The 19,423-nt window shown below is 62.5% G+C and carries 21 protein-coding genes; 16 read left to right on the top strand and 5 right to left on the bottom strand.

Annotated elements, in window-relative coordinates:
• Positions 1 to 62: 62 nt before the first annotated feature.
• From SCL_RS13155 to SCL_RS13125, 8 genes are all read left to right on the top strand, one after another.
• Positions 63 to 1,352: a cytochrome-c peroxidase gene (locus SCL_RS13155; protein WP_096361636.1), complete on the top strand. Its 1,290-nt coding sequence runs from the start codon at positions 63 to 65 to the stop codon at positions 1,350 to 1,352.
• Positions 1,353 to 1,468: 116 nt separating this feature from the next.
• Positions 1,469 to 1,915 carry a pyridoxamine 5'-phosphate oxidase family protein gene (locus tag SCL_RS13150; RefSeq protein ID WP_197702644.1) on the top strand — a complete coding sequence of 149 codons (447 nt, stop codon included), beginning with the start codon at positions 1,469 to 1,471 and terminating at the stop codon, positions 1,913 to 1,915.
• A 110-nt stretch (positions 1,916 to 2,025) separates the two neighbouring features.
• Positions 2,026 to 2,193 carry a hypothetical protein gene (locus tag SCL_RS14300; protein WP_172426055.1) on the top strand — a complete coding sequence of 56 codons (168 nt, stop codon included), beginning with the start codon at positions 2,026 to 2,028 and terminating at the stop codon, positions 2,191 to 2,193.
• A gap of 208 nt (positions 2,194 to 2,401) precedes the next feature.
• On the top strand, positions 2,402 to 3,130 hold the full coding sequence (locus SCL_RS13140; RefSeq protein ID WP_096361634.1) for an RHS repeat-associated core domain-containing protein: 729 nt from the start codon (positions 2,402 to 2,404) through the stop codon (positions 3,128 to 3,130).
• A gap of 2 nt (positions 3,131 to 3,132) precedes the next feature.
• Entirely contained in the window at positions 3,133 to 3,462 is a 330-nt protein-coding gene (locus SCL_RS14180) for a hypothetical protein (RefSeq protein WP_148665101.1), read from the top strand.
• A gap of 33 nt (positions 3,463 to 3,495) precedes the next feature.
• On the top strand, positions 3,496 to 3,693 hold the full coding sequence (locus SCL_RS13135) for a hypothetical protein (RefSeq protein ID WP_096361633.1): 198 nt from the start codon (positions 3,496 to 3,498) through the stop codon (positions 3,691 to 3,693).
• A gap of 104 nt (positions 3,694 to 3,797) precedes the next feature.
• Entirely contained in the window at positions 3,798 to 4,874 is a 1,077-nt protein-coding gene (locus SCL_RS13130; protein ID WP_096361632.1) for a DUF2157 domain-containing protein, read from the top strand.
• On the top strand, positions 4,871 to 5,743 hold the full coding sequence (locus SCL_RS13125; protein ID WP_096361631.1) for a DUF4824 family protein: 873 nt from the start codon (positions 4,871 to 4,873) through the stop codon (positions 5,741 to 5,743). Before SCL_RS13130 ends, SCL_RS13125 begins: the two co-directional genes overlap by 4 nt.
• Before the next feature lie 147 nt (positions 5,744 to 5,890).
• Here SCL_RS13125 and SCL_RS13120 read toward each other — a convergent pair whose 3' ends face one another.
• Complete coding sequence (locus tag SCL_RS13120) at positions 5,891 to 6,886, bottom strand: cyclic nucleotide-binding domain-containing protein (RefSeq protein WP_096361630.1); 996 nt, start codon at positions 6,884 to 6,886, stop codon at positions 5,891 to 5,893.
• Between the two features lie 348 nt (positions 6,887 to 7,234).
• On the opposite strand from SCL_RS13120, the gene recQ reads away from it, so the two are divergent.
• Both recQ and SCL_RS13110 read left to right on the top strand, forming a co-directional pair.
• On the top strand, positions 7,235 to 9,121 hold the full coding sequence (gene recQ, locus SCL_RS13115; protein WP_096361629.1) for a DNA helicase RecQ: 1,887 nt from the start codon (positions 7,235 to 7,237) through the stop codon (positions 9,119 to 9,121).
• A gap of 100 nt (positions 9,122 to 9,221) precedes the next feature.
• Complete coding sequence (locus tag SCL_RS13110) at positions 9,222 to 10,409, top strand: MFS transporter (RefSeq protein ID WP_197702643.1); 1,188 nt, start codon at positions 9,222 to 9,224, stop codon at positions 10,407 to 10,409.
• A 69-nt stretch (positions 10,410 to 10,478) separates the two neighbouring features.
• On the opposite strand, the gene SCL_RS13105 is transcribed toward SCL_RS13110, so the two are convergent.
• A complete protein-coding gene (locus SCL_RS13105) occupies positions 10,479 to 10,943 on the bottom strand; it encodes a hypothetical protein (RefSeq protein WP_096361627.1) in 465 nt (154 codons plus the stop codon).
• A 211-nt stretch (positions 10,944 to 11,154) separates the two neighbouring features.
• Between SCL_RS13105 and SCL_RS13100 the strand changes: the two genes are divergently transcribed.
• The 3 genes from SCL_RS13100 to SCL_RS13090 all read left to right on the top strand — a co-directional run bounded on the left by SCL_RS13100 (position 11,155) and on the right by SCL_RS13090 (position 14,536).
• Entirely contained in the window at positions 11,155 to 12,813 is a 1,659-nt protein-coding gene (locus tag SCL_RS13100) for a L,D-transpeptidase family protein (RefSeq protein WP_096361626.1), read from the top strand.
• A gap of 108 nt (positions 12,814 to 12,921) precedes the next feature.
• A complete protein-coding gene (gene mepK, locus SCL_RS13095) occupies positions 12,922 to 13,461 on the top strand; it encodes a peptidoglycan L,D-endopeptidase MepK (protein WP_096361625.1) in 540 nt (179 codons plus the stop codon).
• A gap of 247 nt (positions 13,462 to 13,708) precedes the next feature.
• A complete protein-coding gene (locus SCL_RS13090) occupies positions 13,709 to 14,536 on the top strand; it encodes an alpha/beta fold hydrolase (protein ID WP_096361624.1) in 828 nt (275 codons plus the stop codon).
• Positions 14,537 to 14,541: 5 nt separating this feature from the next.
• Here SCL_RS13090 and SCL_RS13085 read toward each other — a convergent pair whose 3' ends face one another.
• Positions 14,542 to 15,474 carry a prenyltransferase gene (locus SCL_RS13085; protein WP_096361623.1) on the bottom strand — a complete coding sequence of 311 codons (933 nt, stop codon included), beginning with the start codon at positions 15,472 to 15,474 and terminating at the stop codon, positions 14,542 to 14,544.
• A gap of 3 nt (positions 15,475 to 15,477) precedes the next feature.
• Complete coding sequence (locus SCL_RS13080; protein WP_096361622.1) at positions 15,478 to 16,170, bottom strand: winged helix-turn-helix transcriptional regulator; 693 nt, start codon at positions 16,168 to 16,170, stop codon at positions 15,478 to 15,480.
• 122 nt (positions 16,171 to 16,292) lie between these two features.
• Here SCL_RS13080 and SCL_RS13075 point away from each other — a divergent pair, with 122 nt between their 5' ends.
• The 3 genes from SCL_RS13075 (at position 16,293) to SCL_RS13065 (ending at position 18,644) form a co-directional block, all read left to right on the top strand.
• Positions 16,293 to 17,756 (top strand): FAD-binding oxidoreductase, encoded by a 1,464-nt coding sequence (locus tag SCL_RS13075; RefSeq protein WP_197702642.1) that lies wholly within the window; start codon positions 16,293 to 16,295, stop codon positions 17,754 to 17,756.
• Between the two features lie 52 nt (positions 17,757 to 17,808).
• The gene (locus SCL_RS13070; protein ID WP_096361620.1) at positions 17,809 to 18,171 is read left to right on the top strand and encodes a group I truncated hemoglobin; all 363 of its coding nucleotides are present in this window, start codon (positions 17,809 to 17,811) and stop codon (positions 18,169 to 18,171) included.
• Between the two features lie 74 nt (positions 18,172 to 18,245).
• Positions 18,246 to 18,644, top strand: coding sequence for a nuclear transport factor 2 family protein (locus SCL_RS13065; RefSeq protein ID WP_096361619.1), 399 nt, complete (start codon positions 18,246 to 18,248; stop codon positions 18,642 to 18,644).
• Between the two features lie 4 nt (positions 18,645 to 18,648).
• Here the strand turns inward: SCL_RS13065 and SCL_RS13060 are convergent, their stop codons facing one another.
• Complete coding sequence (locus tag SCL_RS13060; RefSeq protein WP_096361618.1) at positions 18,649 to 19,275, bottom strand: hypothetical protein; 627 nt, start codon at positions 19,273 to 19,275, stop codon at positions 18,649 to 18,651.
• Positions 19,276 to 19,423 lie beyond the last annotated feature (148 nt).

The raw sequence follows: 19,423 nt of genomic DNA, 5'->3' as shown, positions 1-19,423 counted from the left end.
CAATATTTCTTCTTTGACCCGGATCATGGTTTAGCGGGATTCTGTCGACTTAGTATGCAGGCATGAACAGGAAACTCCCCGCACTTTATTTCTTGCTGATGATGGTCGCGCCGCTGGCCGCGGCTGGCGGGCTCACGCCCGAGCAACAGCTGGGCAAGAAGCTGTACGAGGACGTGAACCTTTCGCTGCAACGCAACCAGTCCTGCGCCACCTGTCACAGTCTGGCGCCGTCGCCGGGCACGGTGGCGACACCCGGGTTCGTGGACCCGGTGAACGTCGCCAGCGGCACGCCGGTTTCCGCCGGCTCGGTCGCGGGCAAGACCGGCGCCCTCAATACCCCGAGCGCCGGCTACGCCGCCTTCAGCCCGGCATTCCACCGGGACAAAGAAGAAGGAAACTATGTCGGCGGCCAGTTCTGGAACGGCCGCGCCGCGACCCTCGCCGACCAGGCCCGGGAACCGTTCCTGAATCCGAACGAGATGGCGATGCCGAGCGAGTGGGCGGTGGTCACGCGGCTGAAGCAGGATGCGGAATACCGCCGGCGCTTCCGCGAGCTGTACCGGGTGGATCTGTCCCGGATTCCGGACAACGCGCGCGCCACGTCCGAGGACAAGGCCCCCGCGGTAGTGACCGAAGCCTATGCGCGCATGGTCCAGGCGATCGCGGCATTCGAGTCGTCACCGGTGTTCAACCGCTTCACCGCCAAGTTCGACTTTTACCTGGCCGGCAAGACCACGCTCACCGCGCAGGAGATGCAGGGTCTTAAGGTGTTCGAGGGTGACAAGTCCCAGTGCTCGGCCTGTCACACCAGTGAGCCGACCGTGGGCGCGGACGGCCGCAAGCGCCCGCCGCTGTTCACCGATTTCACCTACGACAATCTCGGCCTGCCGCGCAACGTGAACATCCCGGGCAACCCGGAGCCGGACCCCGGCCTCGCCCTTCATTCGCAGCTCGCCGGAAAACTGGCGGCTGAGAAGGAGCGCGGCAAACACAAGGTGATGAGCCTGCGCAACATCGCCATCACCGCACCGTACGGCCACAACGGCGTGTTTCGGACGCTGGAAGAGATCACGCACTTCTACAACACGCGCGATACCAAGCCCAAGGTCTGCCGCGACAACAACGACCCGGGCTTCGGCAAGACCTGCTGGCCGGCCCCCGAGGTGCGTGCCAACCTGAACACCGAGGAACTCGGCAATCTTGAACTCACGCCGGAGGAAGAGGCGGCGCTGGTGGCCTTCATGAAGACGCTGACCGACGGCTATCCCGACTGGGGCAAGGACCCCAAAGTGCCGCCCGGTACGCCGTCGCCGTTTGCCTACATGGTCCCGCCGCCGGTGCACTCAAAATAATTAAAAGGGCCGGGCACGATTTCTTTCGCTTGGTCCTGATTTTCGTCAAAGCCACTTACCCGCGGTTGTGCCATCTTTCGCCTGAAAACAGCGCGCCCACCAGGCAAGGAGGAACCGTGACCCCGTCAGCCAAGCGCTTCATCCTCGATCAGTTGAAAAAAAATCGCATCATGAGCCTCGCGACCGTGCGGTCCGACGGCTACCCGCAGGCGACGACGGTGACCTACGCCAACGACGGGCTGACGCTCTACTTCGCCTGCGACCGCAGCGGCCAGAAAGTGCGCAACCTGCGGCGCTCGCCCAAGGTCTCGCTCACGATCAACAAGGATACGGCCGACTGGAAGAAGATCACCGGACTGTCCATGGGCGCCACTGCCAAGGTTCTGGATAAACCGGCCGACACCCAGCGCGCGCTCACGCTGCTGGCGCGCAAATTCAAGGACATGAAAAACCTTAGCGAGGAGGATCTGGCAGAGACCGTGTTCGTGCGCGTGCAGCCGAAGGTGGTCTCGATACTCGACTACCGCCGCGGGTTTGGCTGGACGAAATTGGTACGTGTATAGCGGGCCGCCTCACAATAGAAACGGCCCTCGCGGGGCCGTTTTGAGGGTTCGGACAGCCGCTGCAATGTTTGGCATAATACAGATTAACTTTATTGAAAGAGGGCGCTACGGTGGCAAAACCCAACTATCAGTTTCAGAAGCGCCAGAAGGAACTTCAAAAGAAAAAGAAAATGGAAGAGAAGCGCCAGCGCAAGCTGGAGAAGAGCGCTGCCCAGCCCGGTGAAACCCCTGACCAGTCCCCGGATCAGGGCGAGACCGCCACGAAGAACGAGAGCTGAAGCTCCAAGGCCGGTTCTCAACCCGGACCCCGAAACCAAAACGGCCCCGCGAGGGGCCGTTATTTTTTCTGGTGCCGGTTCCACCATCCACCCTAAAGCTTTACCCCCCCAAGTTGTCTTGACAACTATAGAGCGGTGAATCGAAATAGCGAAACCAAAAAGCACAATTACGATACGCACCGTTTCTCCAGATTGGGAGGACAGGGGTATGAACAAATTTGGAAATAATATCTGTATCCATTTGGTTGTTGCACTACTTGCGTGGAGCGCATACGCGCAAGCCCAGTATTTCGATTCTGAAACTGGGTTGCATTACAACGGAGCGAGATATTATGAGCCGAAAACCGGGAGATACCTCAGCAGTGACCCGGTCGGATTGCAGGGCGGGACGAACACTTACACTTATGTTCATAACAACCCATTGCGCTATGTTGATCCATATGGCTTACGCGTAACATTGGTCGGACACATGGCTGCAAGCCCCGGGGGACGAATTACTAATCCCAACTCCTTTCACCTTGCCATTCATCTTGATCCGGATGATAAATGTAACTGCAAGGGAAATTGGCCAATAACTGTTGGTGGACAGAAAAGCGGCGACAAACTTGTGTCTGCCTATAACTATCCTGGTGATGCCATTGGTAACGCAACATTTACCCAGATCGTACCGACGCCGTCAGGGATGTCTGATTGCGAATTCATCAAAAATATCTTGAAAACATCTTTCAGGTATACCAGTAACCTGGACTATAGCTTTCCTCATATCTCTCCAGTGCCGTTTATCGGAGATGGATCCATGCCAGCCGGGAGGTTTAACAGTAATTCTTATGTTTCTGGAGTGCTGTCAGGCGCGGGAGTGACTCCACCCGCAATTAACACGGGAGGTCAATTCCAGGTGCCCGGGTACGCAAATCCAATCCCGATAGGGGGACGTTGAGCGTGAGTCTGGATCGACATGACCGCTTTATCTCCTTTGCGCTATTGGGATGGGCAATCGCCGGTGTCCCTTTGGCGTTTTTTCTGTACGTTGAATGGGCCTATCGTGCTGCGTTAAGCCAGGGAAAATTACCGTTCCTGGGATTATCGGAGTGGTCTTGGTATGCAGTATTTGGTGTTTGTCTCACCAGCGGTGTTATCAGCCTCGTTGCAACGCCAACAATGCGCCATAGAAACCGGTTATTAGCGGGGGGACTTTATTTGGCATTAATGGCTTCTGCTTTGTTTGCGATCCATCTTGTTGTGGCTTGCGGTAAGGGTGACTGCCTCTAGTCACGAATAAATAATCAAGGAGCGCACAAGTTAATGGCGCTGATCTACCTGCTTTTCCTGGCAGCGGGAGTTGCCGCCTTCATGCTGACTGGTAAATGGGGATTACCTGTACGTATTGGTGTTGCACTGTCTATTTTTATCGTTCCTTCGCTCTTGGACACACTGTGGCTTCTGAAGGTCGGCGACAAACCGCCTCCGGATGCCAGGACCGTCTACCCGCAGCAGAAATAAAGCGAGCGTCGAAACGCAAGAAGCGCGCTAAATATTAGCGCATGCTAATGAGAGATTGACGCGCCATGGCATTTTCGCATTGCCTGGGCTAAGTATTACTTACCATGAACGTACCCTCACGCAGCGACGCGCAACAGCGAGCGGATGATATTCGCGTATTCCGGCGCGAGCTCGATCGTCTGGAAAGAGACAGAGTTTTATCACTGACCGAAGAACAAAAACGAACGCTGACGGATCATCACGAGCGCCTGCTTTCGCAATATACCCAGGATTACGACATTGACCGTGATGCCCAAGCCAAGCAATTGTCGCTGGGCATGCGCATCGCCTCGTTCCTCGGTGCGCTGGCGCTGGCGGCGAGCGTCTTTTTTCTCTTCTACCAGTTCTGGGGATTGCTCTCGACGCCATGGCAGGTGGTGACCCTGGTTTTATCGGCGGTGGGAACGCTCGCGGCAACGGTCTGGATTCAGAGCCGCGACGAGTCGGGCTATTTCGCCAAGCTCGCGGCGATGGTGGCCTTCGCCTGTTTTGTGCTCAACATCTCCATGCTGGGCCAGATATTCAACATCACGCCGTCCGACAAGGCGCTGATACCATGGGCGGCGCTCGCGTTCCTGCTTGCCTATACCTGCGACCTGCGTTTGCTGCTGGCCATGGGCATCCTGTGCGTGGTTGCCTACATATCGGCACGCGTGGGGACATGGAGCGGCCTGTACTGGATCGATTTCAGCCGCCGACCAGAGAATTTCTTTCCCGCGGCATTGGTGCTTTTCCTGATCCCGCAGTTCGTCGATCACACGCGCTTCACGGGTTTTGCGGGCATCTATCGCATATTCGGTTTGCTGACGCTGTTTCTGCCGGCTTTGGTCCTCGCGAACTGGGGGAAGGGGAGCTATCTCGAGCTTGACCCGGACATCGTGGAGGGCCTGTACCAGTTGTTGGGTTTTGCCGGCAGCGCGGGCGCGATCTGGCTGGGCGCACGCCGGCATTGGCCTGAAGTGGTGAATACCGGCATGACTTTTTTCGTGATTTTCCTCTACACCAAGTTCTTTGACTGGTGGTGGGAGATCATGCCGAAGTATCTCTTCTTCCTGGTGCTGGGACTCGCCGCCATCCTGCTTCTGTTGGTGCTGCGCCGCCTGCGGGCGACGAATTACAGGTTGTTGGGAGCTTCATCATGAAGTGGTCGCGCACGCATACGCTTGTCGCCGGCCTGGCGCTTATCCTGACCACCAACGCCGTGGCGCTCGTCGGTGTGGCATACAACCGCTCGGACGAACCGGAAAGTACGCTGACGCTGACGGAGCGCGAGCTTCATCTTCCCTACGGATGGGGTCTCAGCCAGGAGAACAGCGGCATCTCGCTGGCCTTGCAGTGGAGAGTGCATGCCATACAGGATGACAGCCTCCCTGTCATGGGATGGAGATATGTCGGTTCAGGCAACGCGCCGGGCTGGCTGGACAAGGCCAAGCTCGCGGCATTGGGATTCGATGTCGCGGAACCCGAGAATTCGCAGCGCGCAGGCATGCACTACGACAAGCTGCTGCCGCGGGAGGCACTGCTGGTGCTGGAGCTCGATGGGCAGGTCTATCGGGCGATGCTGGACGACGCGCGAAAACATCTGCAGAAGGAAGAAGCGCTGCTCAAGGCGAATCCCGGCAAGAAGGAATTCGAGCTGCGGGTAAAAAACGCCAAACAGGAGCTGTACCAGGAAGAACAAACATACAGCCGCCTGTTCGTCGTTGACGCGGGCCTTGATGTAGCGAGCTTGCGCGCCCGGTATCCCGACCGTAAACGCTATGCGATCCTGCGCGGGCAGATTCAGCCGTATCTCGGCGAAAAAAATCGCAAACCGAAGCTGGTGGGATACGTCTCCGGTCTGAGCGTTTCCCAGATCAACGTTCCGGCCCGGTATCGCGAGATATTTGCGTCCATGCAGGAGGGCGCGCGAACAAATGAATATGGCGTTGCCGCTTCACCGTTCGAAGTCTCAGTGGCTTATGGCAGGCGTCTTGAACCGTGGATTACGGAGGCGAAAGCAACGAAATAATGGTTATTGAAGGCAGACTTCACTAGGGAGACTGGAATCCCGGATATTAAAGTATTCCTTCAACATGGACGCTGAAACCAAAACGGCCCCTCGCGGGGCCGTTTTGGTTGGAGCTGCGCCAAACCCGGATTATTCAGTGCATCGGGCTCAGGGCGCGGCCAGCTGGTACTCGGTGCGGGTTTGGCGCTCGTCCAAGGCGCGCAGGAACGCGCGATGCAGGGAGAACCGCAGTTCGTCGCTGGCCGTGGTCAGGGTTTCGCTTTTTACCCTGATCACCATCGCCTCGCTCCGGGTCGTAACGGTGGCGGCGCGGGTCGCGGCCTGCTCGCGAATGTAGGCGATTTCACCGAAGTAGTCGCCGACTTTGAGCACGCCGATGGGTTTGCCGTTCTTCTCAACGCTGGCCTCGCCGTTCGCCAGAATATAAAACGAGCGGGCAGCCTTGCCTTCCTCGATCAATGTCTGCTCCGGCTTCAGGCGGCGCCATTCCGACAGGTGCAGGAATTCCCACAAGATGGCGTCGCTGAATCCGTGGAACAGCGACAAGGTCTTGAGCAGATTGAACTTGAGCGTGTCCGACACGCGCGCGTTGTTGTGGCGCAATCGCAGGTACAGCAGCGGCAGGCTGGCGGCGGTGAAACCGCCCCACAGGAACCACAGGTACATGACGAACAGGTCATGGAAGCTGGCGGAGTAATTCCACACCCGGGCGATGCCGAGGAACGCGGCGAACATCCATGACACCGATGACACCACGCCCATGCCGAGCAGGATCCACTGGCCCCTGAGCGCCATTTGGCTGAATACCACGCCGGGCCGCAGGCGGGCAAAGCCGACCGAATGCATCAGCATGCCGTTCACGGTCAGCAGCGAGACGGTGAACAGTTTCATCCACAGCTTCTGGTTGGTCAGGTACTTGTCGGGCTCATCGATCACTCCGTTGACCACGAACCAGATGCCCGTGATCCAGAGCACGACCAGTGCCAGCGTGACGGTATTCTTGGTGCTGATCAGTCGTTGCAGGTCGGCAGCGGCGAGCGGCCGGTTGAGGTTCCACAGCAGGCGAATATCGAATTTGAGCAGCTCGACCAGGGCGAAGGCGGTCGCGAGCAGATGAATATAAACGATCAGGGTTTTGAGCATGATTTCTCCTGAGACGAATTAAAATTTTTTGCTTCCTTGCAATGGGTTGCTCGGGGTTGATCAGTTCGCCAGTGTCGCGGGCAACGTCAACGGCACAGTTTTTCAGGGCAGGGACTGTACTATACGGTCTGGATCGTTTCGGCGGCGCTTGTTGGTCGGCCCTCGTGGCGTGTTCGTCGGAAAACAAACCGATGCAGGGATTACATGACGCCTTATAGCGTTCGGCGCCATCGCCGATTTTCAGCCGGGCTGTGTGAGGTTATCCCCGGAGACAATGTCGAACAAATTGAGCCGAAAACCGGTATCAGATAACCTAGCCGCACCTTACGCGATCAACCAGGGCTCGTCGTGACAAGAAACAATACTTCGTCCGGGACGCACGACAAACCTCTGCATATCCTGCGCAGCGTTTTCGGCTACGAGCATTTCCGCGCGCCGCAGGCGGAAGTGATCGACACCCTCATGCGCGGCGGCGATGCGCTGGTGCTCATGCCCACCGGCGGCGGCAAGTCCCTGTGCTTCCAGATTCCTTCCATCGCGCGCGCCGGAACGGGCATCGTGGTCTCGCCGCTGATTGCGCTCATGCAAGACCAGGTGGCGGCGTTGCGCCAGGCCGGCGTGCGCGCGGCTTTCCTCAATTCCACGCTCACGCCGGAGGCGGCGCGCCGCATCGAGCAGCAATTACTGGATGGCGCACTCGATTTGCTTTACGTCGCGCCCGAACGCCTGCTGCTCGAGCGCACGCTCGATCTGCTGGCGCGTGCCCGGATCGCCTTGTTCGCCATCGACGAGGCCCATTGCGTCTCGCAATGGGGCCACGATTTTCGCCCGGAATACATGCAGCTCTCGGTGCTGCACCAGCGCTTCCCGGACATCCCGCGCATCGCGCTCACGGCCACCGCCGACGAGCCCACGCGCCGCGAGATCAGCGCGCGCCTCGCGCTGGAAGATGCGCGTGCGTTCATCAGCAGTTTCGACCGCCCCAATATCCGTTACCGCATCACCCAGGGCGGCGGCAGCGCGCGCGAACAGTTGCTGCGGTTCATTCGCACGGAACATGCCGGCGACGCCGGCATCGTTTATTGCCTGTCGCGCAAGCGCGTGGAGGAAGTCGCCGAATGGCTCAAGGCCCAGGGCCTGGACGCGCTGCCGTATCACGCCGGCCTTGCCGCCGAGGTGCGTTTGCATAACCAGTCGCGCTTCATCAACGAAGAAGGCGTCATCATCGTCGCCACCATCGCCTTCGGCATGGGCATCGACAAGCCCAACGTGCGTTTTGTCGCGCACCTGAATCTGCCGAAGAGCATCGAGGCGTATTATCAGGAAACCGGACGCGCCGGGCGAGACGGTTTGCCGGCCGATGCCTGGATGATTTACGGCCTGCAGGACGTGATCCTGCTGCGCCAGATGCTGGAAACCTCCGAGTCCGACGCCGCGCGCAAGCGCGTCGAGCGCCACAAGCTCGACGCCATGCTCGGTCTGTGCGAGCTCATCACTTGCCGCCGTCAGGCATTGCTCGGCTATTTCGGCGAGACGCTGGCGCAGCCTTGCGGCAACTGCGACACCTGCCTCAATGCGCCCGAAACCTGGGACGCCAGCCTGCCCGCGCAAAAGGCCTTGTCCTGCGTGCATCGCACCGGCCAGCGCTTCGGCGTGAACTATCTGATGGATGTGCTGATGGGCAAGGCCGATGAACGCATGCAACGCTTTGGCCACGATAAATCCAGCACTTTCGGCATCGGCAAGGACCTGGCGGCGAACGAATGGCGCAGCATCTATCGCCAGCTGATCGCGCGCGGCCTGCTGGCGGTGGATATCGAAGGCCACGGTTCATTGAAGCTCACCGACGCCTGCCGTCCGGTGCTGCGCGGGGAAGAGCGCCTCATGCTGCGGCGCGAAATCAAAGCCGAAAAAACCAAAAAGGCCGCGACGCGCGCACGCACGGCGTTCGCCAACACGACCGACTCGGCGTTGTGGGAAGCGCTGCGCGCCCGCCGGCGCCAGCTGGCGCTCGATCAGGGTGTCCCGCCGTACGTCGTGTTTCACGACGCCACGCTCACGCAAATGATCGAGCGCCGCCCGCGCACGCTGGGCGAATTCGGCGAGATCTCCGGTGTCGGTGAACGCAAACTCGCGGCTTACGGCCAGGAGTTTTTGGAAATTATTCTGGCGCACACGGGCCAGGATAAAGTACCCACACTGCCAACCCCGGCGCGAGAAGCGCAACCCGGATAATGCAAGTAATCAAGGAGCCAGGAACGATTTCCTGAACACACGGAAGCCGGGTTAGACTCCCCCTCCTTCATCGTATTTTGAATTCCTTCAAGACATACGCATGAACCGAATGAAGAAAAACGTCTGGCTGTTGTCGTTCTGCCAGGCGCTCATGAACAGCGGCAATATCCTACTCGCCACCACGTCCGCGCTCGTGGGTTACCAGCTTGCCGAGAACAAGGCGCTCGCGACCCTGCCGCTCGGCCTGCAGTTCCTCGGCACCATGCTCACCACCATCCCGGCCTCGATGTTCATGAAGCACGTCGGCCGACGCGCGGGTTTCATCGTCGGCACCTTGTTCGGCCTAGCCGGCGCGGGACTCGCCTCCTGGGCCATCGTGCACGGCTCGTTTTTCCTGTTCTGCGCCGGCGCCGTGCTGTTCGGCGTGTTCAACGGCTTCGGGACCTACTATCGCTTCGCGGCGGCGGATATCGCGACCGACGACTACCGCCCGACCGCCATTTCCTATGTCATGGCCGGCGGCGTGATCGCCGCCGTCGTGGGGCCGAATCTCGCGAAGTGGAGCATCGGGTTGCTGCCATCGGCGGAGTTCGCCGGCAGCTACCTCGCGCTCGCAGGCCTCTACGTTGCCTCGCTCGCGGTGCTGCTGTTCCTCGACATCCCGCGCCCCGGCGCGCACGAGGCGCACGACACCGGCCGGCCGCTGCGGGAAATCGCGACGCAGGGCAAGTTCGTGGTCGCCGTGCTCGGCGCGGCGGTCGGCTTCGGCGTCATGTCGCTGGTGATGACGGCCACGCCGCTGGCCATGCACGCCCACGCGCACCCCTTCCCCGACACCGCTTTCGTGATCGAGTGGCACGTGCTCGGCATGTTCGCGCCGTCCTTCGTCACCGGCCATCTCATCCGCCGCTTCGGGGTGCTCAACATCATGCTGACCGGCGCGGTGCTGAACGTCCTGTGCGTGGTGGTGAACCTGGGCGGCACGGACCTGACGCATTTCTGGGGCGCGCTGGTGCTGCTGGGCGTGGGCTGGAATTTCCTGTTCGTCGGCGGGACCACGCTGCTCACCGAGACCTACCGCATCGAGGAAAAGGCCAAGGCGCAGGCGCTCAACGATTTTCTGGTGTTCACGATGGTGACGGTTTCGAGCCTCTCCGCCGGCGCGCTGCACTATCTTCTCGGCTGGCGCGCCGTCAATCTCGGCGTACTGCTGCCGATCGCGTTCATTCTCGGCGCGCTGCTGTGGCTGCGCTCGAAGCAGCGTGCCGGCGTTGCGGCCGGGATTTAGTTCGGCGGAGATTCAAAACAAAACGGCCCCGCGCGGGGCCGTTTGTGTTTGGTTTGCGTTGAACCCGGACTATCCCGTCTTGGCTTTCCCGGACTTGCCGATGGCTTCCATGACCGCTTCGGAATTCTGGAACAGCGCCCACACCAGCCACACCGCGGCGGCGAGGATGCCGAAGATGAACATCCAGTCGAGGAAGCTGCGCAGGTTCTCGCCGAGCAAGGCCGCGCTGAAATTGATCAGCACCACGTAAGCGCTGGCCGTGATGATCAGCGTGATCAGCGCCAGCACCGGGTCGGCGAGCCGGGCCAGGCCGCCGTTGAGGGCGCGGATTTGCCGCGTCAGTTGCTGGCCGAGTAGCCACAACAGCACCAGCGCGCCGCCGTGGGCGATAAAGCGCACCAGCGAGCCGGCGGTGACCTTGGGCGTGCCGAGCGTGGTGCTGCGGAACAGCTCCAGGCTGCCCAGCACCTCGCCCAGCGCCAGCGCGGCGGCGATGACGATGACGAATTTCCCTATCCAGATCCAGTTGTTCATGACGCACCTGTTTTTTGAGGAATTGTCTTGAAGTGTAGCCGAATCCAGGGCGGTGTCCGGCCGCCTGCCTGGGCCGGCGGTCAGTAAAAGCGCGAATCAGAGCAGAGTATTCCAATATATCTCTCGTGCGACGGCGGCGCATGAGCCGGCACCGCCCGACTGTGGTAAATTGAGTGCGTAAGTCTGCGTGTTTGTCCGAGGTAGTCCCGCCGTGCGCACCACCGACCATTTCCAGCGAACGCCATCGGGCGCGCAATGCGCGTTCACGGCGCTGCTGATGTTCGCCACGTTAGGTGCCGCGCGCGCCGAGCCGGCTCCCGACGCCGCGCTCGCGGAAGCGCTGCGCGCATCGCTGGCCGCGCCGGTCGTGTCGTGCAGCGAGTCGCGCCTCGACCCGCGGCGGCTGGCGCCGTTTTACCAGCCGGACAGCCCGCGCCCGCACTGGGTCAGTTACCGGGGACCGGGCGCCCGTGCCCGCCTGTTGCGCGCCTTGCTGCGCACCGCCGGGCAGCATGGCCTGGAGCCCGCGCGCTACCGGATCGACGACATCGAGGCGCACTGGCGCGACCGTTCGCCGGCCGGGCAGGCCTGCCTCGAGCTGTATCTCACCAGCGCCTTCGAGCGTTACAGCCTCGACCTGCGCACCGGCCGGGTGGGCCCGCACGAAGCCGACCCGAGCTGGTACCTGCCGGTGGCGGACTTCGATCCCGCCGCCGCGCTCGCCGCGGTGGGCAACGACGGCGATTTCGCCGCGCTGATCGATTCGCTGGCGCCGTCGCACCCGGCCTATGAACGTCTGCGCGAGGCGTTGGCGCGCTACGAAAGCATCGCGCACGCGGGCGGCTGGCCGGCGCTGTCACCCGGACCGGAGTTCGGTCCCGGCAAGGCGCCGGCGGCACCGGAGCAAATTGCGTTGCTGCGCGAGCGGCTGCGCGCCGAGGGCGATCTCTCCGGATTTTCGTTCGGGAACCACGAGGCCTACGACGCGCCGCTCGAGGCCGCGGTGAAGCGCTTCCAGCAGCGCCACGGTTTGCAGGCCGACGGTGTCGTGGGTGCGCGCACGCGCGCGGCACTCAACGTCCCGGTGGCGGCGCGCATCGCCCAGCTGCGCCGCACGCTGGAGCGCTGGCGCTGGATGCCGCGCGATTTCGGCGAGCACTACATCCTGGTCAACAGCGCCGGCTTCGAACTCGCGGTGGTCGAGCGCGGGCGCACGGTGCTCGGTATGCGCGTGATCGTGGGCATGCCCGAGCAGCCGACGCCGTCGTTCGCGGCGTCGCTGCAGACCCTGGCCATCAACCCGTACTGGAACGTGCCGGAGCGCATTGCGCGCGAGGTGCTGCTGCCGAAGCAGCAGCGCGACCCGCTCTTTTTTACGACGCGCGGCATCCGCGTCTTTGACGCGAGTAACGGTAACGGCTACAGCGAGGAAATCGAACCCGGGCAACTCGACTGGATCAGCATGGATGCCGAAAGCTTTGATTACCGGCTGCGCCAGGAGCCGGGCCCGAAGAACAGCCTCGGGCGCCTGTCGTTCATGTTGCCCAATCCGTTCGGCGTGTTCCTGCACGATACGCCGGACAAGGCATTGTTCGAGCGCGACACCCGCACCTTCAGTGAATCCTGCGTGCGCCTCGAGCAGGCCATGGCGCTGGCGCAGCACGCGCTGCGACGGCTCGACGGCTGGGACGAGGAGCGTCTGCGCAACGAGATCGACACGCAGAACCAGCAGACCCTGCGCCTGCCCGAGCCGATCCCGGTGTACGTGCTCTATCTCACGAGCTGGGTCGACGACGACGGACTGGTGCATTTCCGCGAGGACGTATACCAGCGCGAGCGCATTCTGGCCGGATACTACCCGGCCAAGTGACGAGTGGCGCAGCGGGCGCGATAACGGGTGCGCCGACGCGTCGTTTCTGACCCTGCCTCCAAGCTAGACTTATTAGATAAGAGCATCATCCAGGGAGTCAGCAGTCAGATGTTGAGCCGAAGGGGATTTCTCAGGTTTTCACTGGGCGTGGGCGCGGGATTGGTCGCTGTGCCCGCGCTGGCGCGCGTGGCCTTGCCGCAGACAGGCGAGCGCGTGCTGTCGTTCTACAACACGCACACCGGCGAGCAGACCCGCGCCACGTATTGGGCCGATGGCGAGTACGTGGCGAGCGAACTCGCCACGCTCGACCGGTTGTTGCGCGATCACCGCAGCGGCGAGGTCGCGGCCATGGACCCGCGCCTGTTCGACATCCTGCACGATTTGCAACAGCTCACGGCCGCGTCCGGCACATTCCAGGTCATCTCCGGCTACCGCTCGCCCGCCACCAACGCACAGATGCACCGTAACAGCGGCGGCGTGGCCCGCAACAGCCTGCACACCCGCGGCCAGGCCATCGACATCCGTCTCGCCGGTGTCGAGCTGCGCGACCTGCACCGCGCCGCGCTCTCGCTGCGCGCCGGCGGCGTGGGCTACTACGCCAGCTCCGATTTCATCCACGTCGACACCGGCCGCGTGCGCACCTGGTAGCACACTGAAAACCCGGGCCGGTTCCGGGTTTTCGCCAATACCCCTGTTCGGGATTTTCCTTGGTTGGGTTAAGCGCCAGCTTGCGAATCAGCAAGCCGGTCATCGAGCCGTATTCTGTATGGAGCAGGGGTTGTTGAGAAAACGGGCGTGTGAGTAAATGTTGGCATCAGTTCTGAACCGAAAGGTTTCTAACCTCCCGACGCCGGGACGCGACCATGAATAACAAACCGCATTCCGTTCCCTGTCCATGCCAGTAGCTTTCTGGATGCTGCGCATGGCGATTCGCCTGCTGGGCCTGGTCGCGCCGGCCCTGGCCGGGCGCTGGGTGTATCGCCTGTGGTTTCAACCGTTGCGTTATCCGGAACCGGCGCGGGAAAAGGAATGGCGCCGCACGGCCCAGTCTCTGGACGTGGAATTTCACGGCCAGCGGCTGGCGGTCGATGCCTGGGGCACGGGACCGGTGGTGCTGCTGGTGCACGGCTGGAACGGGCGCGGCGCGCAACTCGGCGCGTTCGCGCCGGAGCTGGTCCGCGCCGGTTACCGGGTGGTGGCGTTCGACACGCCGGCACACGGCCGCTCGCCGGGGCGCGCCACCAGCCTGCCGGAAATCAGCGAGGCCATCCACGCCGTGGCCCGTGCCTGCGGAACGGTGCACGCGATCATCGGGCATTCCTTCGGCGTCGCCTGCGCGATCTACGCGGTGCAGCAGGGGCTCAAGGTGAACCGCATTGTCGCCGTCAGCCCGCCGGCCAATGTGCGCTGGCTCACGCAAAGTTTTTTCACCGCGCTGGATATCGCGCCGCGGGTGCAGGAAATATTCAACAAGAAATTCGAGGCGGACTTCGGCGCTGATTTGTGGCAGCGCTTCTCGCCCGAAGTCCTGGCGCGCCGGCTCGACGTGCCGGGGCTGGTGATCCATGACCAGGACGACCGCGACGCCCCCATCGAGGGAGGCGCCGCGGTGGCGCGGGCCTGGCCCGGTGCGCAATTCGTCCGCACCACCGGTCTCGGCCATCGCCGCATCCTGCGCGACCCGGACGTGATCGCGCGCGTGACGGCGTTTATCGCGGGCTGATTGCTCTATAAGAACAGCGCGCACGAAAGCAACAGACTGTGCAGCAAGGCCGCCGCGATGGTGCGCCGGATCGCCGGCATGAGCGCGCGTGGCTGGGCCGCATAGCGGAACAAATCGGCCGCGGCGCGGGCACTGGGTATCGCAGCCACCAGCGCCACCAACGCCAGCGCCGGCAGCACGCCGGCGAGTACCGCGCCGATCAACCAGGCGTTGGCGGCCAGCGCCAGTACGACATAACCCCAACGCGCCTGTTCCGGCGCCAGCCGCACCACCCAATGGCGTTTGCCGGCGGCGGCATCGGCCTGGCGGTCAGGAAACTGGTTGATGTAGAGAATGTTGGTCACGAGCAGCGCGTACGACAGGGAAGCGACGACCGGCATCGGCGAGAACGCGTGCCGCTGTACATAGTCGGCGCCAACCACGATCAGCGCGAACCCGGTCAGGACGCACAGCTCGCCGGCCCCGCGGCTGTTGAGCCGGAGCGGCGCGGCCGAGTAGCCCCAGCCGATGACGAGCCCGGCCAGGCCGATCGCCAGCAGGCCGTTTCCGGAGTTCGCGGTCAGCCAGATTCCGGCCAGCATGACCGCCGCGAACAGCGCCACGCCGAAACGCGCCGTCTGCGCCAGCGTGAGCACGCCGTTCTGGATAAAACGGCTGCCGCCGGTGTAGGGAAACACGCGCTCGGTGTTGATGGCATCCGTGCCATTCAGGGCGTCGTAATAGTCATTCAGGACATTCACTCCCGCGTGCGCCAGCAGCGCGAACACCACGGTCACGAACGCCGTCAGCCAGACGATCTGAACGCCGTCGATCTGCGCGGTTCCCAGGCCGATCAATGCGCCGAACAAGGTGACGCTCAGGAACGCCGGACGGGTTGCCAGGAAATAGCGTTGCACCGTGTTGGGCAGGGCCGCCAGGGTCGGTTCGGCGGGTAGCATGGTTCAGGCCCTGGTGGCCGGTTTGATATTGGCGAAGGTGCTGAGCGCCAGCCACGAGTCGAGCTGATGCGTAAGCTGACTCGGTCCTTGCAGCTCGATTTGTCCCTCTTTGATGGCATCGCGCAGGCGGACATCGCCGATCCAGACGGCGGCCAATGTCTTCAGCCTCGTGGTGATTTGCACATCCACGTCGTAGCCCGGACGTTTCATGCACACGTCCACCTCGTCGCGCTTGATCACCAGCCACCAGAAGCGCTTGGCGCTGTTCACGTCGCGAAATTCAAACTGCAGCACCGTGCGCTGCGCTGGCAGCTTCTCGGTGTTGAGCCGCCGGTGCATGTCCCACATCAGCAGCGCCGGGTCGAGATCCTCGCGCTTGAGGTCGCTGCGCGCCCAGCGTTGCCCCCAGTTGCCGAGCATCATCACCACCGGCGTCAATTCGTGGCCGGCGGCGGTGAGCTGGTAGGCCATGCCCTGTTTGTTCTGCCGGTCCGGCTCGCGCTCGATGATGCCGGCGCGCTCAAGCTGCTTGAGGCGTTGCGACAGCAGCGTCGGCGACATCAGCGGCACGCCGCGCCGCAGGTCGTTGAAGTGGCGGCTGCCGCACAGCAGTTCGCGCACCACCAGCAGTGTCCAGCGTTCACCCAATACTTCGGCGGCCTTGGCCACCGGGCAGAATTGTCCGTAACCTTTCATGAGTCGCCTTCCTGTTGCTCCCGCCGAACCGCTACAGATGTTGTACTTGTTGAAACCCCGCCACCGTACCATCCTGTGCGGGTAATGAAAACCTGACCCTTTACCTTGCTTGGGAGATCAACATGAACTCAATGGCGATTACGCAACTCGACGGCAGTCCGGGAACATTAGCAATATCTGATATTGATGAATTCGCCAAGCGTCTGCGCGGGCGACTGGTGCGGCGCGGCGACGCCGACTACGCCGGCGTGCGCGCCGTGTGGAACGGCATGATCGAAAAACAGCCGGCACTGATCGCGCGCGTGCAGGGCGTGGCCGACGTCATCGAGACGATCTGCTTTGCCCGTAAACACGACCTGCTCATCTCGGTGCGCGGCGGCGGGCACAACGTTGCCGGCACCGCCTTGTGCGACGGCGGCCTCACCATCGACCTGTCGCAGATGAAGGCCGTGCTGGTAAACGCCGATGCGCGCGAGGCGGTGGTGCAACCGGGCGCCACCTGGGGCGACGTGGACCGCGAGACCCAGCTGTATGGACTGGCCGTGCCGAGTGGGATCATTTCCAACACCGGCGTCCCGGGGCTGACGCTGGGCGGCGGCTTCGGCTGGTTGAGCCGCAAGTACGGTTACACCTGCGACAACCTGCTCGAGGCCGAGCTGATCACCGCGGAAGGGCAGGTCGTGCGCGCGAGCGCAAAGGAGAACGCCGATCTGTTCTGGGGCCTGCGCGGCGGCGGCGGGAACTTCGGCGTGGTGACGGCGTTCAGGTTTCGCCTCCAGCCGGCGGGCCCGCAGGTCATGGGCGGCATGATTCTGTATCCGCTGGATAAGGCCGCCGAGGTCCTGGAGTTCTTCCGCGAATTCACCGCTTCCGCCCCCGAGGAGCTGGGGGCCCTGGCGGTACTGCGCCCGGCGCCGCCGGCGCCGTTCCTGCCGAAGGAGCTGCACGGCAAGCCGGTGGTGGCGATCGTCGTTTGCTACCACGGCGATCCGGTGGAGGGCGCGCGCGTGCTCAAGCCGCTCAAGGAATTCGGCCGGCCGCTCGCGGACGTCATCGGGCCGAAGCCGTTCACCGCGATGCAGACCATGCTCGACGGCGGCCAGCTCGCCGGTCGGCAGTATTACTGGAAGTCCGAGTATCTGCGCGAAATCAGGGATGACGCGATCGATACCCTGATCGCGCAGGCGCGTCAGCTCGGCTCGCCACATTCGGCGATCCTGGTGTTCCAGCTCGGCGGTGCCATCAGCCGCGTCGGCGCGACCGAGACCGCCGCCAGCGGACGCGATGCACGCTATATCGTCAACATCGCCGGCGCCTGGGAGAACAAGAGTGATACCGGACGCGAGGTGAAGTGGGTGCGCGACACCTGGGCGGCGCTGCGGCCGTTCGGCACCGGCGCGGTGTATGTCAATTTCATGGCTGACGACGAACGCCCGGAACGGCTGCACGCCGCCTACGGAACCGCGATTTATCAACGGCTGGCGGCGCTCAAGGACCGCTACGATCCGGATAATTTCTTCCGCACCAACCAGAACATCCGTCCGGCGCAGGAACGTCGTCCGGTCGAAGTGGCGGCGGTGAATTGAGAACAAGCGGGGCCGGATATCGGTTTCTCGTAATTCCTGACAGGAGAATCTCATGGCAAAAACACTTTATGAACGTCTGGGCGGTATCGAGGGAATCACGCGGCTGGTGGATGACGCCGTGGACGCGCATTTTGCGAATCCCCTCATCAAAACCCGGTTTGAAAATACCCCCGATGTCGAACGCGCCAAGCGCATGTCGGTCGAGTTCTTTTGCGCCGGGTCCGGCGGGCCCCAGGCCTATACCGGAAAAGATCTGGTGACCGCGCACAAGGGCATGAACATCTCGGAGCAGGAATTCATCGCGGCCGTGGACGATATTTTGTCGGCCATGGATAAAAACAATCTGGGCGATGACGTGAAGAAGGATGTGCTGGGCGTGCTTTATTCGCTCAAGGGCCAGATCATCCGCATATAAACATCATGATTTTTCGTTCCCTCAACCATCTTGATCGTCAGCCTGCCGCGGCAAGCTGACAGGGAGACTGCGACATGAAAGCGACTCAACAAAGATTCACGAGCGAGGAACAGGGTGTGCTGGATACGTTCAAAAAACACGTCTCGGCCTTCACCTCCGGAAACCTCGATGCCGTGCTCGACGATTTCGCCGAGCACGCTGTGGTCATGACGCCGGACGGTGTGTTCGAGGGCCGGGACCGGATCCGCGCCCTTTACCAGGGCCTGCTGGCGGAGTTCGGCACCATCGACAAGGGCGACTCGCCAGGGATCAGCGTGGATGCGCTGCACGTCCGGCACAACACCCTGTTCATCGCGTGGCACGCCGAGTCGACCCGCCACGTGTTTCCGTTCGGGGCCGACATGTTCGTTTGCGATGGAAACAAGATTGAACGCCAGTCGATTGCGTTCAGCCCGCCCCGGGTCCGGGCGTAACCCGCTACGGCTCCAGTTTCCGGATCAGCAGGCCGGTGGTCGAGACGCGCACTTCGTATTGCGCCGGGCTGTCGGCGGCGGCGAAGGTCGCCGAGCCGTAGTCGGCATCGAGCAGGGGGCTGAGCAGCGCATAGCGCTGGCGCAGGCTGAACAGGTCCACTTGCCGCTCGGGCGCGAGCGACTGCACCGTGCGCGGTTGCTGCTGTTCCTGCGCGAGATCGAGATAGCGGCCGGCGACGCGGTCGAGTTCGTACACCGTGTGCAGACCGAAAATATTGGCGAATGGATGCCACTTGAGGATGCGCGCGTCCACGTACAGCTGGTTGCCGTTGAGTGTGTACGCCACCTCGCGCCCATCGGGAAAACGGAATTGCGCCCGGAAGCGGTTGGGGCCGAGGGGTTCGGTGCGCACCGTGGCGGCGAGCTCCTCGTGCGTCAGCGCGCGGTAACCCTGCACGCCCAGGGCGACGGCGCCGCTGGCCGTGGCGCCCGCGAGGAACACCAGCGCCAGCAACAGGCGCGCGCTCATGCGCAGCGGACGCCGACGCCGCAGTGCCGCCCCGGCAGCGACGAGCATGACCGCGCCCAGCATGGCGAACGATACGGCGACCCACCACAGGATGTCGGACACGGGCGTTCCTCTTTGACGATAAAAATGAGTATAGACAGCGGCTCGGGGCGGGTTTTCGGGGCAGGCTGCCACGCATGGATGACAATCCGGGATTTCCCGTAATTAACGCCAGAACCCGGCGCGAACCGGCCTGGCCGCGCAAGACAAA

The organism is Sulfuricaulis limicola (assembly GCF_002355735.1).
Taxonomy (GTDB): Bacteria; Pseudomonadota; Gammaproteobacteria; order Acidiferrobacterales; family Sulfurifustaceae; genus Sulfuricaulis; species Sulfuricaulis limicola.
This window is presented reverse-complemented; position numbering and strand designations above follow the sequence as displayed.

Bases quoted from the DNA above. Each gene is read 5' to 3' on its own strand.
- SCL_RS13140 (WP_096361634.1), top strand. From the start codon at position 2,402: ATGAACAAATTTGGAAATAATATCTGTATCCATTTGGTTGTTGCACTA.
- SCL_RS13080 (WP_096361622.1), bottom strand. From the start codon at position 16,170: ATGAAAGGTTACGGACAATTCTGCCCGGTGGCCAAGGCCGCCGAAGTA.
- SCL_RS13135 (WP_096361633.1), top strand. From the start codon at position 3,496: ATGGCGCTGATCTACCTGCTTTTCCTGGCAGCGGGAGTTGCCGCCTTC.
- SCL_RS13075 (WP_197702642.1), top strand. From the start codon at position 16,293: ATGAACTCAATGGCGATTACGCAACTCGACGGCAGTCCGGGAACATTA.
- SCL_RS13130 (WP_096361632.1), top strand. From the start codon at position 3,798: ATGAACGTACCCTCACGCAGCGACGCGCAACAGCGAGCGGATGATATT.
- SCL_RS13125 (WP_096361631.1), top strand. From the start codon at position 4,871: ATGAAGTGGTCGCGCACGCATACGCTTGTCGCCGGCCTGGCGCTTATC.
- SCL_RS13105 (WP_096361627.1), bottom strand. From the start codon at position 10,943: ATGAACAACTGGATCTGGATAGGGAAATTCGTCATCGTCATCGCCGCC.
- SCL_RS13065 (WP_096361619.1), top strand. From the start codon at position 18,246: ATGAAAGCGACTCAACAAAGATTCACGAGCGAGGAACAGGGTGTGCTG.
- SCL_RS13155 (WP_096361636.1), top strand. From the start codon at position 63: ATGAACAGGAAACTCCCCGCACTTTATTTCTTGCTGATGATGGTCGCG.
- SCL_RS13085 (WP_096361623.1), bottom strand. From the start codon at position 15,474: ATGCTACCCGCCGAACCGACCCTGGCGGCCCTGCCCAACACGGTGCAA.
- SCL_RS13120 (WP_096361630.1), bottom strand. From the start codon at position 6,886: ATGCTCAAAACCCTGATCGTTTATATTCATCTGCTCGCGACCGCCTTC.
- mepK (WP_096361625.1), top strand. From the start codon at position 12,922: ATGTTGAGCCGAAGGGGATTTCTCAGGTTTTCACTGGGCGTGGGCGCG.
- SCL_RS13070 (WP_096361620.1), top strand. From the start codon at position 17,809: ATGGCAAAAACACTTTATGAACGTCTGGGCGGTATCGAGGGAATCACG.
- SCL_RS13090 (WP_096361624.1), top strand. From the start codon at position 13,709: ATGCCAGTAGCTTTCTGGATGCTGCGCATGGCGATTCGCCTGCTGGGC.
- SCL_RS13110 (WP_197702643.1), top strand. From the start codon at position 9,222: ATGAACCGAATGAAGAAAAACGTCTGGCTGTTGTCGTTCTGCCAGGCG.